Source organism: Maritimimonas sp. 2210JD6-3, assembly GCF_056591795.1.
In genome coordinates, this window is record NZ_JBWQOJ010000026.1 from 1 (window position 1) to 15,941 (window position 15,941).

Sequence of the window (15,941 nt, forward strand, 5' to 3'; positions counted from 1 at the left end):
AATATGGTATAATAAATTAACAACCTAAATCTCCCGATAGCTATAGGGATTAACCTGTAGCCATATTTTAGGACAAAACATACTGTAAAAGCCTTGTCCCTGCATCACTTTTTACCAGTTTTGGGTGAATTTGAGATACTTTTTAGGGGTATAGGCCATAGCGGTCATATGCATGACCTTGTTGACTTGTGTTATACTTTAAAAGTAGCTAAATCTGAGAATTCACAAATGCACCTAACTAACGATTGAAGTCAAAAACAATAATGTTAATTTTTTATAAGTTGAATGTTAAGAAAGTTCCGTTATAAGATTTTCAAGCATTGCAACTCCTTTTTTAAGTTGTGAAATTGCTATAAATTCATTTGCGCGATGTGCTTGTTCGATAGATCCTGGGCCGCAAATAATACTTTGATACCCAGCTTCAGCAAATTGTCCGGCCTCAGAAGCATAGGCTACAGTATGCCAATGATTATTTTCTGCTATTTTCTGGGTGAACGATACAATATCATCATTTTCATCAGTATTCAAGCATGGTACAGGTGGATGTACAACCGTATTTTTTATTCTAAACCCATTAAAAATAGGTTTGATTTCTTGTTCTCTTTGCACACAGAATGCAAAATAGTCATTAAAAATATCGTTAATATTATCTTGAGGAATTACACGCACATCCCATTCAAAAGTGGTATAATCTGCTATTACATTGGTAGCGATACCTCCAAATATCTGACCTACATGAATAGTAGAATGCGCAGGTTCAAATCGCTGATCAGTATTATTTTTTGCTAAGGCATCCATTTTATTTTCTAACCATAAAATGAGCCGTGTACTTTCATGAATAGCACTTATTTCTTTGTGAATACCACTACTATGGCCAGCCGAACCATTGACTTCTGTTTTTAAATAACAAACCCCTTTCTGACCTATAATGGGGTGTAATAAAGAGGGTTCACCGATAATAGCATATTTTGGCTTCTCGTTGTAGTAAGATTTGATATGTGCAGCCAATTCGGGTGCCGCTAAGCATCCTATTTCTTCATCATATGAAAAAGCAAAATAAATAGGTTTTTTTAAATCTGCTTTTGCCATTTTTGGTAACGTTGCTAAACAACATGCTAAAAACCCTTTCATGTCTGCCGATCCTCTTCCGTATAATTTTCCCTGTTTTTTGATAAGTTGAAACGGATCAGTAACCCAATTTTGGCCTTCCACAGGAACTACATCTGTATGTCCAGATAGAATCACTCCATCATTATTTGCGGGCCCAATTCTACAATGAAGTGAAGCCTTAGCTTGCTCTTTATTAGGAACCAAAACGGTTTCAATTCCATAGCTTTCTATATACTCTTTTATCCAATGAATAATAGTGAGATTACTATCTCCGCCGAGTACAGGAAATGAAACCAGTTTTTCTAAAATATCGATTACATTCATTAACTATAATTAATTGCTGTAGCTATGATTAAAGCCATCCAAGATACTACTAAAATTGCCAAAACTATTGGAAAAATGAATTTCAGCCATTTATCTAATGGAACTCTACACATGCTAAGCATTGCTATCAATCCGCCAAGCGTGGGATTTATTAAATTTGTAACACCATCACCAATTTGAAATGCAAGAATCGTGGTCTGTCGGGTTAATCCCAATATTTCACCCAAAGGAATCATAATGGGTAAGGTCGCTAAGGCCTGTCCGCTCCCTGATGGAATGAATAAATTAATCACACTTTGCGCTACAGACATTCCGATAGCCGATAAGTATTGTGGCAATCCTTGTAATAGTTCTGCCATTTGAAATGAAATAGTATCACTAATATTTCCCATTTCTAGTAATACTTTTATAGAGGTAGCAAAACCCACCATAAAAGCACCAGGTGCCACTTTTGCGACACCGTCTAACACATTCTCACTAAATTCAGAAGGATACATGCGACAAGCGATACCGCAGGCAATCGCTATCATGATAAAAACGGCAGATAACTCATTGATATACCAAGATTGTGAAAAAACTCCCCACAAAATTATTAACAATCCGATAAAAAATATAGCAATCACGGTAATATCGGTTTTACCTAAGGTGTATTCGTTAATGTTTTTTGAAAGCGAAATTCCTTTTTCATCAAGTCCTTTTCCAAGTGATTTAGAAGGATTTTTGGTGATCTTTTTTAAGTACCATACATTATAATATGCCATTAATGATAAACTAAAAAAAGATAAAATACTACGTAACCATGCGCCAGAAAACAAAGGTAATTCAGCAACTTTATGCCCAATTCCAACGGTATAAGGGTTTATAGGTGAGAGCCCAAACCCAATGGTAATAGCACCTACCGAAATACCCGCGGCTAAGATCAGGTCGCCACCTAAGGCCAAGCTAAGTACAGCAGCAATAGGTACCAAAGCGATGTTGTGTTCATAGCCAACAGCGACTCCCATAAAGCCATAAAAAAAAGTCATGATGACTACGATGAGATATTTCTTTTCATACCCGAGTCTATTTACCAAAGTGCCTACAGCATTTTCAACTGCTTTTGAAGCATTCATGATATTAAACATAATACCACCCGCTAGGACCACGAAAATTACTTCTGCTGCCGTTTTAAAGCCCAACGGAATCGCTTTGAACATCTCTAAAAATGATACAGGAGTACTTGTAATTTCTGCATAAGAACCTGGTACTACACTATTTCGACCGTCAATAAGCACACGCTTAAATTGGCCTGCTGGTAAAATATAGGTAAGAATGCTTACAAAAACTATAATACTAAAAATAAGTACAACGGCATGCGGTATTCTTTGATACCACTTCTTACTTTTTGTATTCAAATTATTTTAAGTTTAGATTTCCAGTGGCGTAGCGAAGATTGTATTTCATTTTAATTATACGCCATCCATTTGGTTCTTTAGCAAGTTCAAAATCATAAGTCCCTACAAATTTTCTAGTAGTGCCTTTTCTAGCATTTTTTTTATAATGTGTGGCTGTAGCATAAGCAAAAACGGTAGCTTTATTATTATCTATGCTTACTAAGTAATTTCCACCAAGGTGATTCACAGCATCTAATTCTTTAAAACCTTCAGCCCAATTCGCACAAATTTCTGAAGCTAATAAATCACGTTTTTCACCACCCATAGATGTCATGTCTAGATGCACAAATTTTGAAAACACTTGGCCTTGTAAAGCTTGCCAATTACGATGGTCTATATAAATAAATAGCTTATTTATAAGTTCAATAATTTGTTCTCTTTGCGTAAATGTTGACATAAAAACTTTTTCTTAAAAGTACAAAGTATTAGTTTAGTTACCTAATAGAATTTAGACATGAATTTTAATGAATTGCTTGCAGATATTTCTAAAGAATCATCGCGTGTTATTGATGATATAATACCTCTAAATGAGTACGTAGCTATTGATTTATCTATTTATAATAAAGCACTTACTCATATCGATATTTCTTCTGCTATGACATGTGAAGCGCATATAGTTGATTATTTAAAGAAAACGAAATCGAAAGTAGCCTATGGCGGATATTTAGAAGAACGAAATCTTTATAAAGGAAGTCATAATTTCATTGGTACAGAAGATCGAAATATACATTTAGGTATTGATCTTTGGTGTAGTGCAGGTACGAAAGTGTTGGCAATATTTGATGGAGAACTGTATAGTTTTCAGAATAATAATAACGTTGGTGACTATGGACCCACCATTATTTTAAAACATATTATTGATGGTATCACGTTTTATTCACTGTATGGACATCTGAGTTTAGGGTCACTTAAAGGTCTAAAAAGAGGACAGCGAGTGACTAAAAGTGAGATTATTGCAACACTGGGTACATCTGAGGTTAATGGTGGGTATGCACCACATTTACATTTTCAGTTAATAAAAGATATGCAGGGTAATTATGGTGATTATCCAGGCGTGAGCTCTAAAAATGATTTAGATTTTTATAAAGAGAATTGCCCTGACCCAAATTTATTGTTGAAATTGAATTAAGCATTTCTATTTCTTGACCTGTTTCTACTCGATCTATTTCTATTGTTATTTTTTTTACCTCTTCGGAAATTTCTAGATTTAGAATTCTCATTGGGTTGTTTTTCTTCCGCTTTAATGGTATCAATGTCATGAATAAAAGGATGCTCTTTCACTACAGGAATTTGTTGTCGTATTAACTTTTGTATGCTTTGTAGGTATGGACGCTCTTCTTTATCGCAGAATGATAGTGCAATGCCACTTGCTTTTGCTCTACCCGTTCTACCAATACGATGTACATAGGTTTCTGGTATGTTAGGTAAATCATAATTAACAACAAATGCTAACGCAGATACATCAATACCTCTGGCGGCAATATCGGTGGCTACCAAAACCTTTGTAGTGCCATTTTTAAAATTCTCTAACGCTTTTTGACGTGCCCCTTGCGACTTATTACCATGTATAGCTTCCGCTTTTATATCGGCTTTATCGAGCAGCTTTACAATTTTATTTGCACCATGTTTTGTTCGTGAAAACACGAGCGTAGATCCCGTAATTCTAGTTTCAAGTAAATGAATCAACAATTTAATTTTTGCTTTCTTAGAGACAAAGTATAATGCTTGATCTACTTTTTCGGCTGTAGCCTGTTTTGGCTTAATCGTTACCTTTTCATACGTACCCAATATTTTTTGTGATAATGTTATAATACTAGCGGGCATGGTTGCAGAAAAGAATAACGATTGACGTTTGGGGGGTAATTTTGCGATAATTTTTCGAATGTCATGTATAAAGCCCATGTCTAGCATTTGGTCTGCCTCATCTAATACAAAATATTCAATATCTCTTAGAGTTATATAACCTTGTTGCATTAAATCTAATAGTCTGCCAGGTGTGGCTACTAGAATATCTACACCTTCTTTTAAGGCTTTTGTCTGTGCCCCTTGTTTTACACCGCCAAAAATAACGGTGTTTTTTATGCCTGTATATTTACCATAGGAGGTGAAACTTTCGGCAATTTGTATGGCTAATTCTCGAGTGGGCGTTACAACTAACGCTTTTATTTTACGCTGTTTATTCCGTAGGCTAATAGCATTATATAAGTGTTGTAAAATAGGGATCGAGAATGCAGCCGTTTTACCCGTACCTGTCTGTGCACAGCCTAGTAAATCTTTGTTACGAAGTAAAATTGGTATGGATTGTTCTTGTATAGGAGTGGGTTGCGTATAGCCTTGATCTTCTAAGGCTCTTAATATAGGCCCAATAAGGCCTAAGTCTTTAAATGTCATATAGTTTTTTGTACAAGCTACAAAGGTAGTTGAATCGTATGAATATTATTGGTTTAAATAGAAAAGGATTTTAAGAGGCTAACCACTTCTTTATTTTAGTATATACTTTTTGGCTGTTTAACAGGTCTATGTTTATACAAAAAAAGGAAGGCTACATTAGCACAAAGTCGAGTTTAAAAATTTAGAGATTTTTATAAACATACATACACAAAACTTTCGGAAAGCCTGTATTAACATGTTTTATACACTTCTTTGCCCGTTACAGCTATGGTTTCTAATTTCTCCGCTTGAAACTACACAAATGCCTATAAATAACACTATTTGCAGATATTTTTTATTTACTTCCATTTATACGTTAAAAATTGATCAAAAGGACGAACGATTTTGGTGATCTATTTTATACTTTTCAAGAACTTACCAAAGTGCTATAACTTATTAATAAATAGGTTTTTTTATAAACGTTTCTCTACTAGCACATCTCCAGAGACAATATTGTTATTAATGTCTATTCCCGAAAACTGTCCCTTTGATTTCTTACCCTCTGTAAATAATTCATATACACTTAAATAAATTGATACTTTTTGCAATAAAAAGATACCTATAATATTAAAATGGAGTTCTAGGATTTGACCTTTACTTTCTATGGAAATTCTGTCTTTTTCCAATTCAGTTCCTTCCATATTACTAATAACATTGTAATGGTATTTTTGAATTTTAAAAAGTAGTTTAATTTTGCTATTATTAATTTGAAAAGTAGCCCTGTATTTATTCGGTAATTTACCAAATATGCTTGCGTAAGGACTTTCTAAAGAAAGTTGAGATAATTTTTTTGGTAAATGACTCGGTATAACAAATCTATATTTAACTAATTCTTGACATATTGCTGGATCGAAAACGGGCGATTTTGATTCTTCTTCCATTTCTAATTTCGAATTCATCTGTTTTATCATTATTTTACCTGAAATACTATGATCATACTTATCAAAAGAAGAGTAAGCCCCAATTAATATAGGGCGCTCATTTTGAGAAGCTTTGCCTACATAAAAAATCAACTGCGAACCTTTAATTTTCTTACCTTCCATAAAATGTTTACAATCGAAGTGTACAAAATTATTCTCTTGCTTAATAACCCCAAAAAGATCATATAATACGGGTTCTTTCTTAATATTTTGATATACAAATATTAAATCAAAAGTTTTCCAATTATTATAAATAGTCATTTGACCTTTTGTCATTTTTCTGTCTTCTCCATAATAGTAGATAACATAGTAAAATTCTTCAGACGTTGAAAGATTTTTCAAAAGCTGAAGTTGTCTTTTGTTCTCTTCTTTATTATTAACTTTTTCCTCTAGAAATTCATAAATGCCTTTGTACCCTAGATAATTAAAGAAAACACTTTTGTACTCTCTACTTATCTTAATAATTGGTTTACCTGAAGCAGCCTCGCGTAATTTATTATATAGGTATTTTCCATTTACGTACCCCTTCATTATGAGTTCCAGATCATTTTTTAGATTGGGTTTTTCTGGTTCATAATTGCCAAAACCATATAGCTGAGAATCTCTATAATTTTCTACATTATGTGATGATTTAAAATGTTGAATAATTGCACTTAACACTTTTTTAAAAGTGTATTTAGTAAGTAAAAGAGCTCCATTATTTTTACTGTAATTATCATTTTCCATATAATTCCAAAATATTAGTTAGGAATTACTAATGTATAAATTAATATTTGGAATTTATAATTTGGAAAATATAGAGCTATACTTTTATCTAATAAAATTATTAAACCCCTATAAAAATGAAACGTAATCTAATTCTATTAGTTCTTTTTATACCGTTCTTTTTGTTCTCACAAGAAGTTACAGTAAGCGGTAATGTTAGGTCTTCAGATGGTGCTCTTCCAGGTGTTTCTATTATTGAAAAAGGAACTTCAAATGGTACCACTACCGATTTCGAAGGAAACTATTCTATTAAAGTTGATCAAGGTGCGACACTCATTTTCTCTTTTGTTGGATATAAATCGCAAGAAATTGAAGTAAATGATAGACCAACAATAAATATAACACTTGAAGAAGATTCATCACAGCTAGAAGAGGTAACCGTTAAAGGTTTTAGTGGTGTAATTGGTCAAGCCCGTAGAAGAGCAGAATCTGTCCAATCCATACCAGAATCTGTAGTAACTTTTACAGCAGAAGCTATTGAAACTAAAGGTATTTCAAATATACAAACATTTACAGATCAGATACCTAACGTTAATTTTACAACTTCTCAAAATATCGGAAATAACTTTTTAACTGTTAGAGGTATCTCACAAATACGAAACGGAGACTCTCCAATAGCATTTGTCATAGATGGAGTAACATTACCAGATGCAAACCTTATTAATCAAGAATTGTTTGATGTAGCTCTAATTGAAGTGGTTAAAGGTCCGCAAGGAGCACTGTATGGTAAAAATGCCATAGCGGGTGCAATTAACATTCTAACAAACGAACCTACAAATAGCTTTAAGAACAAAGTCCAGATTGGTTATGCTAATGGTAATTTATTCAAAGCACAATTATCTTCAACTGGACCATTAGTAAAAGATAAATTGTTCTATAGAATTTCGGGATCTTATAAAAAAGGTGACGGACTTTTAAACAACGTAACTTTAGACACCGAACCTGATTTTATTAAAGATCTTTCTTTAAGAGCGCAGGTAAAGGCAAATTTTTCTAATTCTGTTTCGGCTACGCTAACAGGCCAAATTATAGATGCTGAAGCAGGAGCAGTTTATTATGCGTCGCCTACTACGGGAAATGCCAATATTGACCCCGATGATTTTGATAACCTAGCAATACAAGGAGATCAACTTGGGGAATCAACATTAGACGCTATTTATGGAAACTTAAAGCTTAATTTTAATTTTAATAATACCAAGCTAACCTCTTTAACAAGCTACAATAAAGGAGAAAGAAATCACTTTGGAGATTTGGATTTTACACCAGCAGATGTGTTACGTCAAATTCAAGATAGTAATACAGAAACTATAAATCAAGAATTACGTCTAAGTTCTACGAATAGTGATAGTAAATTAGTTTGGGATCTAGGAGTTTTTTATCAAAAGTTAGATAAACAATTAATTACCGATGCAACGGCAGATTTTGGTTTTTTTGCACCTCCATTTCAACCTACAGGAACCCAGTCTAGGCTAGCAATAGGTAATTTTACAAATACATATAATACTATTGCCGCATTCGGATTTTTAGATTATAAAGTATCTGATCGTTTCTCTGTTTCTTTAGGACTACGTTATGATAGTGATAATATAAAACAAGATAATGTTAACGAAGGAACAAACCCAGAAAGAACAGATTCGCAACTACAACCCAAAATATCACTTTCGTTAAAGGCGACCGAAAACATGTTGCTATACACCAATTATGGTAGAGGTTATAGAACAGGAGGTTTCAATCAGGGACAAACAGTACGCTACGAAGAATCTTTTGAGCCTGAAACAACAGATAACTATGAGATAGGAATTAAAAATAGTTATTGGAACGATCGATTTATTTTAAACGTGTCTGGTTACTATATTAACTTTACTGATCAGCAATTATATGCGCTTGTAGTAGATGGTGCTAATGGAGCTATTAATATTGGTAACTTTAATGTTCCAGAAAGTGAATCAGTAGGTTTTGAGGCCGATCTAAAATTGAGACCATCTAAATATTTTGACATTTTGGCGAGTTATGGGGTTAGTAAAGCAACTATAGAGCGAGGTACTTCCACAATTAGCACTGGAACCAATGAAACTATAGATGTTTCTGGTAGAAATACGCCACTTGTTCCTCAAAATAGTTATAATATTGGAGTAGAATCTAATTTTAATATTTCAGAAAAAGTAGCCTTTACAGGGAATGTAAATTTAGAAGGCACTGGTAAAATTTATTGGCATGAAGATAATGCCGTAGTTTCATCAGGATACGCCCTGTTAAATGCAAGAATTGGATTTACACTCAATGATAGCTTTACACTTACACTTTGGGGAAATAATATTACTGACAAAGATTATATAACAGAATTTTTTGCGCAAACATTTTCTAATGGCGGATCTGATTTGGCTTGGTTAGGTACTCCAGCGTCTTTTGGTGCAAACATCTCTTACAAGTTCTAATGGTGTGTTTTTGTTAGATAGAAAATTTTGTTTGAATTAGCATTAGCTTAAATAGTGAATTAATTATTTGTAAAGGGTTACACTAAAATCCTCTTTGTAACCCTTTAAACCAAAATCATAATAATTTTATAATATGAGAGTCGCAACAGATATAGGCGGGACTTTTACAGACCTAGTATGCCTTGAGTTTAATCAAAAAACAGGTGATCCAATTGGTGTCAAAGTTGCAAAATCAGATACCACACCTTCAAATTTTGAACAAGGTATTCTAGATACTATCTCAAAAGGAAATGTAAACCTTAATGACATTAATTTTTTCGCTCATGGTACAACAGTAGTAATTAATGCTTTAACAGAGCGAAAGGGTGCTAAAACTGCTTTAATTACTACCAAAGGATTTAGAGATGTGTTAGAGATTGCACGTTGCAATAGACCCGATTTATTCAATTTTAACTTTGTAAAACAACCTCCATTTGTTCCAAGGTATTTGCGGTTTGAGGTTGAAGAGCGAATGAGTTATAAAGGTGGTGTTATTAAGAAACTTAATATCTCAACATTAAACTCGATAGCAAAAAGTTGTTTAGAAGAAGGTGTTGAGTCAATAGCAATTTGCCTTTTGCATGCTTATAAAAATCCGGCACATGAAGTTGTTTTGTTAAAAGCAATAAAAGAGTTAGTGCCCAATATAGAAGTAGTTAGTTCTCATCAAGTAACTAGAGAATGGCGCGAATACGAGCGAACAAGTTCAACAGTACTATCTGCTTATATTATGCCAATAGCAAAAAAATATCTCTGTAATCTTGAAAAAAAACTTAAGAAGTATGGATTGAAAAATGCGCCTTACATCATGCAATCAAATGGTGGAATAACCACCATTAATGATGTGAGTGTAAACCCAATAACTATGGTAGAATCTGGCCCAGCAAGTGGTGTTTTCGGTGCAATTGCTTTAGGAAAAGTAATAAATAAAAAAGATCTTATTGTTCTAGATATTGGTGGCACTACTGCAAAGTGTGCTTTGGTTGAGAACGGCCAGGTTAAAATTACTACCAATTACAAAATAGAACATTCTAGAACGGAAGCTGGGTATCCTATTCAAACTCCTGTAATTGATATTGTTGAAATAGGAAATGGAGGTGGTAGCATTGCCTGGATAGATGCTGGTGGTAAAATGCATGTAGGCCCCAAAAGTGCGGGAGCTGTGCCTGGCCCTGCAGCTTATGGACGTGGAGGAACCAATCTTACAACAACAGATGCTAATATTATTACAGGGCGCATACATCCCGATTATTTTTTAGGAGGCGATTTACGTCCCGATTATAGTAGTATAGAAAAAGCTTCAAAACCACTATGTAAAGAGTTACATGCAACCAAAGAAGATATTGCAAAAGGAATTATTCGTGTAGCAAACTCTAACATGATTAATGCCTTAAAATTGATTTCGGTAAACAAGGGTTATGATCCTCGTGATTTTACGATGGTTGTTATAGGTGGTGGTGGAGCCATGCATGGTGCAGATTTAGCTAGAGAATTACAGGTGAAAGAACTCATCGTTCCTGCACATGCAGGTGTGTTTTCAGCCTTTGGAATGTTAATGTCTGATTTGCGTCGTGATTATATACGTACCAATGTTATGGTTCTTGAAGAAGACAAAAAAAACGATATTATTTCTGTTTTTGAAGATATGCGTAAAGTACCTATAGACAACTATAGAGAAGATGGTTATAAAAAATCAGATGTGATTTTTACACACTATGCTGATCTACGATATGCAGGACAAGAACACTATGTAAAGGTGTTGTTGAATGATTTTTCAAACGATACACCATTAGAAGATATTATTGAGTCTTTTCATAAAGCACATAAAAAACAATACACTTTCAGTTTAGATACACAAGTAGAATTGGTGAACTTTCATTTAGTTGCTGAGGTTGAAGTAGATAAACCTGATTTTCCAAGATTAGAAAATACAGGTAAAAAAGTAGAAGATGCAATTTTTTCAATACAAGAAGTAGATTTTGATGACCTAGGAAAACATGAAACCAAATTTTACAACCGTGATTTGCTTGAACCTGGGATGAAGATTTTAGGACCAGCAATTGTTGCTGAAAAAGCAACTACTACCATTGTGACACCAATAAATAGTTTAACTCTTGATGAGTATGGTAATTTAATTATAACAACACATTAATTATGGAAAAGTTTACATTAGAAATCATACAAGATACTTTAGTTGCTGCTGGTGACGAAATGTTCAAAACACTCGAGCGAACTAGTATGAGCCCGATTATATATGAATCGCTAGATTATGCTGTTGGTATTACAGACGCCAAAGGTGAATTACTAGCACAAGGTAATGGTGTTACCGCTTTTTTAGCAGCGTTAGATGCTGTGGTAAAAAGTACACTTAAAAAATACCAAGGCGATGACGCTTTACAGGAAGGTGATGTAGTGATTGCAAATACACCTTATGCTGGGGGAGGTACACATTTGTCAGATGTTTCTGTGATATTTCCGGTTTTTTATAAAAAGGAGCTTGTCGCATTTACGGTTAACAAAGCACATTGGACAGAATTAGGCGGTACTTTCCCTGGCTCTGTTTCGACTGTAGCTACAGAAATTTACCAAGAAGGTTTGCACTTTCCATTTATCAAAGTAAAAGAGAAAGGAAATCTTAATAATGCAATTATTGATTTAATTAAAGGTAATGTTCGTTTGCCAGACAGTACATTAGGAGATTTATATGCTGGTATTGCTGCAGCTGAAGTCGGCGCAAAACGAGTTTTATCGATTATAGAAAAATATGGACTTAATACCTATAAAAAGGCAGCAAAAGATTTTCTAGACTACGGTGAGCGCATGTGTATTGAGGCCCTAAAAGAAATTCCGAATGGAGTGTATGAAGGTGTTACAGAAATTGAAGATAATGGTTTTGGCGAAGGACCATTTCCTATTAAAGCGAAAATTACCATTACAAATGCAGAATTTATAGTTGATTTTAACGGCTCTCATCCACAAGTAAAAGGAGCTACAAATTTATCATTTAGCGGATTGGTTACAGGTTGTAGAAGTCTGTTTAAGGCGATTACTACACCGCAAATGGATGCCAATGGTGGTGCATTTAGACCGATGAAAGTAGTTTGTGAGCCAGGCACTATTGTTAGTGCTAAAGCTCCTTCTGCCGTATCAGTCTATTATGAAGTGTTAATTACTGCTATTGATTTGGTTTGGAAAATTTTAGCGCCATTAATTCCTGATAGATTACCCGCAGGACACTTGCGTTCAGTTTGCGCGACCTTTATTTCAGGAATTCATCCAGATACCAATCAATTTTATATACAAGCAGAACCTTTAGCTGGTGGTTGGGGTGCTTCGGCAACACATGATGGGAATAGAGGACAGCTTTCTTGCGGAAGTGGAGAATCGTATAATATCCCCATTGAAATTCGAGAAATGCGCTATGGTATTCAGGTAGAACAATATGCATTTCATAATGAAGGTGGTGGTTATGGAGAATTTCAAGGTGGAAATGGACAATATTTAGATTATAAAATTGTATCAGATGGTGCTCATGTTACTGGAGCTTTTCTTGGTGAAAAAACCAAAACATGGGGAATGAATGAAGGGCACGATGGATCTTACAATTATTTTATGATCATTAGAAAAGATGGTAAGAAAGAAAGATATAGCCTTGGCACTAATATTTACTTGGAAAAAGGTGATATAGTAAGATGTGTAACGGCTACAGGCGGGGGCTATGGAAATCCTGAAAATAGACCCAAAGAACAAGTAGTATTAGACGTAAAAAATGGATATATAACCTCAAAAGAGGCTAAAGAATTTTACAAACTGGCTTAAGATGGAATTAAAAAAAATTGGCTATCCAGAACCTGATGAGTATTACAGTAAAGAGTTAATTTCACAAAACAATGCTGGTATTCGTACCATTTGTGGAACTGTTTTTTTAAAACAAGGAACACGTATTCCTAAAGTAGGTTTTTCTAAACACCCTTTTAATGAAATCTCAATTATCATCGAAGGCTGTATCGAAATGTTAAGTGAAGATGGGCATCCTATCGGTAAATTAGAAAAGGGGAATGTAGTGTATATAAATGCTGGCGAAGCACAAGCAGGGAATGTTTTAAAAGACACAAAACTTATTTATGTATTAAATCAACATCAGTAAATATGTACTCTCGAATACACAAAAAAAAATAATAGTGTTAAAAGTAACTGACTAATTATGGAAGATAATCAGAACATAACAAAATGGTATAGCCTAGCAAGCATATGGTTTGGAGGAATGGTAAGTGTACCTTCTTTACTAATAGGAAGCACTTTGATTGCTGCATTAAGTTTTGAAGATACGCTATTAGCAGGGCTAATCGGTTTTGGTTTTGTAGTGCTTTTTATGTCGTTTTTGAGCATTGCTTCCGTAGAAAAAAGGAAGAATACAGTATCACTTGCCTCAAGTAGTTTTGGTACATTAGGTGCAAATATTATCGTAGGCCTTGTAATTGGTATATCTACTTTGGGATGGTTCGGCATACAAAGTAATATAGCAGGAGCTTCATTTTCAAAAATCGTTTTTGAAATGAGCGGTATAGATATTCCTGTTTGGTTATCATCTGCATTTTGGGGCTTAGTTATGATACTTACTGCGGTTTTTGGTTTTAAGTACCTAAAACGGCTCAATTATATTGCAGTCCCTGCTTTAACGGTATTGCTTATTTATGGCTTAGTAGTTACTTTTCAAACACATAGTTTTGATGAAATACTAAATTTCAAACCGACTAAAACAATGCCTTTGCTTCAAGCAATTGGTTTTACCATTGGCTTTGTAGCTGTAGGTGGGGTTATTTCTCCAGATTATAACCGTTTTGCTGCTACTAAAAAAGATGCCATCTTAGGTTCGATCATCGGAATTATACCTTCTGCTATATGTTTACTTGCAGTTGGAGCAATATTTGCAATAACACAAAGCACCTATGATATTGTTGAGATATTTTCTTCCTTAGGGTATCCTTTCTTTGCTATGTCAACCCTTATTTTAGCTACATGGACTACCAATGTGGTGAATATTTATTCTTCAGGTTTGGCATTTACCAACTTACTTCAACTCAAGGAATCATCACGTTCAAAAGTTACCTTGGTTGTGGGGCTTGTTGGTATAGGACTTGCCATAATTGGTATACTAACATACTTCATGGGCTTTATAACAATATTGACCATTGCTATCACACCAATTGCAGGTGTCATGATTGCTGATTATTTTCTTTCTAAAACCTATTCCATCAATCCACAAAAACTAAATTGGAAAGGAATTATTTCTTGGTTGAGCGGTGTTGTGCTAATGTTGTTTATGACATCTGATATTAAAAATATATTGGGAATCGTAGTTGCCGCCATAGGCTATATTTTACTTCAAAAAACAATAAAATAAGATGCGAAAAATTGGAATAAATGAAATTGAATATATCGCAATGGGTTCAACTGTGTTGGGTACAGGTGGCGGAGGTGACCCTTATATCGGTAAGCTTTTAGCTAAAGAAGCTATAAAAAAATATGGAGAGGTAAGCTTAATAACCGCTGACGAATTAAGTGATGATGCTCTTGTGGTTCCCATTGCGGCATTTGGAGCCCCTATGATATTGGTAGAAAAATTATTTTCAGGGAATGAATTCATCAAAGCATTTGAAATGATGGAAGTATATTTAGGTAGGAAAATTGATGCAATTATGCCTGCAGAAGCTGGGGGATTAAATGGAGTCATACCTTTATCTGTAGCCGCACAAAAAAGAGTTCCTATCGTAGATGCCGATGGTATGGGTAGAGCTTTTCCTCGTTTAGAGATGGTTACATTTACCTTACACGGAATTCCAGTTTCTCCAATAACACAAGCTGATGAAAAAGGTAATAGAAATGTATATCATACTATTGATAATGTTTGGGGTGAAACATTGGTAGGTGCTACAACCATACAAATGGGCGGTAGTTGTGCAATTGGATGTTATCCAATGAGCGGAAAACAGGTGCAAGAAGCCGCTGTACATGGTATTATTAGTTACGCACAGACTTTAGGAAAGGCGATACTCAACGCTAAAGAGAGAGGGCAAAACCCAATACAGTCTCTTATAAAAGAAGCAAATGCTATTCAATTATTTATAGGAAAAGTAAGTAATGTGACCATTAAAACTGAAGGACGTTGGAATAAAGGAGTTTGCGAAATAATTGGATTAGATGTTGACCAAGGCGCAACAATGATTCTCGATTTTCAGAATGAATTTCTACTGGCTAAAAAAGATAATAAACCTGTTGCAATAACCCCAGATCTTATCGTATTAATAGATGCAGAAAACGCTCAACCAATTACTGCTGAAACCATTCAGTATGGTACCAGAGTTATAGTGTTAGGAATGAAAGCTGATAAACAATGGAGAACACCAGAGGGTATTAAACTGGGTGGACCTGAAAAATTTGGGTATAAAGAGAAATTTACTCCAATAGAAGAATTAAACTAACAG

At 34.4% G+C, this 15,941-nt stretch carries 12 protein-coding genes; 7 read left to right on the plus strand and 5 right to left on the minus strand.

What is annotated here, in order from left to right; genetic code table 11:
- Positions 1–288 precede the first annotated feature (288 nt).
- The 3 genes from argE to AC1EUY_RS11205 are packed head-to-tail and all read right to left on the minus strand — an operon-like array spanning position 289 to position 3,264.
- A complete protein-coding gene (gene argE, locus AC1EUY_RS11195) occupies positions 289–1,434 on the minus strand; it encodes an acetylornithine deacetylase (RefSeq protein WP_480195625.1) in 1,146 nt (381 codons plus the stop codon).
- Positions 1,434–2,828 (minus strand): YfcC family protein, encoded by a 1,395-nt coding sequence (locus tag AC1EUY_RS11200; protein WP_480195626.1) that lies wholly within the window; start codon positions 2,826–2,828, stop codon positions 1,434–1,436. Before AC1EUY_RS11200 ends, argE begins: the two co-directional genes overlap by 1 nt.
- 1 nt (position 2,829) lies before the next feature.
- Positions 2,830–3,264, minus strand: coding sequence for a nuclear transport factor 2 family protein (locus AC1EUY_RS11205; RefSeq protein WP_480195627.1), 435 nt, complete (start codon positions 3,262–3,264; stop codon positions 2,830–2,832).
- A gap of 57 nt (positions 3,265–3,321) precedes the next feature.
- On the opposite strand from AC1EUY_RS11205, the gene AC1EUY_RS11210 reads away from it, so the two are divergent.
- Positions 3,322–3,996 carry a peptidoglycan DD-metalloendopeptidase family protein gene (locus tag AC1EUY_RS11210; RefSeq protein WP_480195628.1) on the plus strand — a complete coding sequence of 225 codons (675 nt, stop codon included), beginning with the start codon at positions 3,322–3,324 and terminating at the stop codon, positions 3,994–3,996.
- Here the strand turns inward: AC1EUY_RS11210 and AC1EUY_RS11215 are convergent.
- Positions 3,993–5,258 (minus strand): DEAD/DEAH box helicase, encoded by a 1,266-nt coding sequence (locus AC1EUY_RS11215; RefSeq protein ID WP_480195629.1) that lies wholly within the window; start codon positions 5,256–5,258, stop codon positions 3,993–3,995. The two genes, AC1EUY_RS11210 and AC1EUY_RS11215, sit on opposite strands and share 4 nt — an antisense overlap.
- A 452-nt stretch (positions 5,259–5,710) precedes the next feature.
- On the minus strand, positions 5,711–6,943 hold the full coding sequence (locus AC1EUY_RS11220; RefSeq protein WP_480195630.1) for a hypothetical protein: 1,233 nt from the start codon (positions 6,941–6,943) through the stop codon (positions 5,711–5,713).
- Positions 6,944–7,059: 116 nt separating this feature from the next.
- Between AC1EUY_RS11220 and AC1EUY_RS11225 the strand changes: the two genes are divergently transcribed.
- The 6 genes from AC1EUY_RS11225 (at position 7,060) to AC1EUY_RS11250 (ending at position 15,938) form a co-directional block, all read left to right on the plus strand.
- Positions 7,060–9,417: a TonB-dependent receptor gene (locus tag AC1EUY_RS11225; protein ID WP_480195631.1), complete on the plus strand. Its 2,358-nt coding sequence runs from the start codon at positions 7,060–7,062 to the stop codon at positions 9,415–9,417.
- A 133-nt stretch (positions 9,418–9,550) separates the two neighbouring features.
- On the plus strand, positions 9,551–11,608 hold the full coding sequence (locus tag AC1EUY_RS11230) for a hydantoinase/oxoprolinase family protein (protein ID WP_480195632.1): 2,058 nt from the start codon (positions 9,551–9,553) through the stop codon (positions 11,606–11,608).
- A gap of 2 nt (positions 11,609–11,610) precedes the next feature.
- Positions 11,611–13,275, plus strand: coding sequence for a hydantoinase B/oxoprolinase family protein (locus tag AC1EUY_RS11235; protein ID WP_480195633.1), 1,665 nt, complete (start codon positions 11,611–11,613; stop codon positions 13,273–13,275).
- Between the two features lies 1 nt (position 13,276).
- Entirely contained in the window at positions 13,277–13,603 is a 327-nt protein-coding gene (locus AC1EUY_RS11240; protein WP_480195634.1) for a hypothetical protein, read from the plus strand.
- A 57-nt stretch (positions 13,604–13,660) separates the two neighbouring features.
- Positions 13,661–14,860, plus strand: coding sequence for a cytosine permease (locus AC1EUY_RS11245; RefSeq protein WP_480195635.1), 1,200 nt, complete (start codon positions 13,661–13,663; stop codon positions 14,858–14,860).
- A 1-nt stretch (position 14,861) separates the two neighbouring features.
- Positions 14,862–15,938 (plus strand): DUF917 domain-containing protein, encoded by a 1,077-nt coding sequence (locus AC1EUY_RS11250; RefSeq protein ID WP_480195636.1) that lies wholly within the window; start codon positions 14,862–14,864, stop codon positions 15,936–15,938.
- The last annotated feature ends 3 nt before the right edge of the window (positions 15,939–15,941 follow it).

Coding starts and splice junctions, on each gene's coding strand:
- AC1EUY_RS11230 (WP_480195632.1), top strand. CDS start 9,551: ATGAGAGTCGCAACAGATATAGGCGGGACTTTTACAGACCTAGTATGC.
- AC1EUY_RS11215 (WP_480195629.1), bottom strand. CDS start 5,258: ATGACATTTAAAGACTTAGGCCTTATTGGGCCTATATTAAGAGCCTTA.
- AC1EUY_RS11220 (WP_480195630.1), bottom strand. CDS start 6,943: ATGGAAAATGATAATTACAGTAAAAATAATGGAGCTCTTTTACTTACT.
- AC1EUY_RS11205 (WP_480195627.1), bottom strand. CDS start 3,264: ATGTCAACATTTACGCAAAGAGAACAAATTATTGAACTTATAAATAAG.
- AC1EUY_RS11240 (WP_480195634.1), top strand. CDS start 13,277: ATGGAATTAAAAAAAATTGGCTATCCAGAACCTGATGAGTATTACAGT.
- AC1EUY_RS11225 (WP_480195631.1), top strand. CDS start 7,060: ATGAAACGTAATCTAATTCTATTAGTTCTTTTTATACCGTTCTTTTTG.
- AC1EUY_RS11210 (WP_480195628.1), top strand. CDS start 3,322: ATGAATTTTAATGAATTGCTTGCAGATATTTCTAAAGAATCATCGCGT.
- argE (WP_480195625.1), bottom strand. CDS start 1,434: ATGAATGTAATCGATATTTTAGAAAAACTGGTTTCATTTCCTGTACTC.
- AC1EUY_RS11250 (WP_480195636.1), top strand. CDS start 14,862: ATGCGAAAAATTGGAATAAATGAAATTGAATATATCGCAATGGGTTCA.
- AC1EUY_RS11235 (WP_480195633.1), top strand. CDS start 11,611: ATGGAAAAGTTTACATTAGAAATCATACAAGATACTTTAGTTGCTGCT.
- AC1EUY_RS11245 (WP_480195635.1), top strand. CDS start 13,661: ATGGAAGATAATCAGAACATAACAAAATGGTATAGCCTAGCAAGCATA.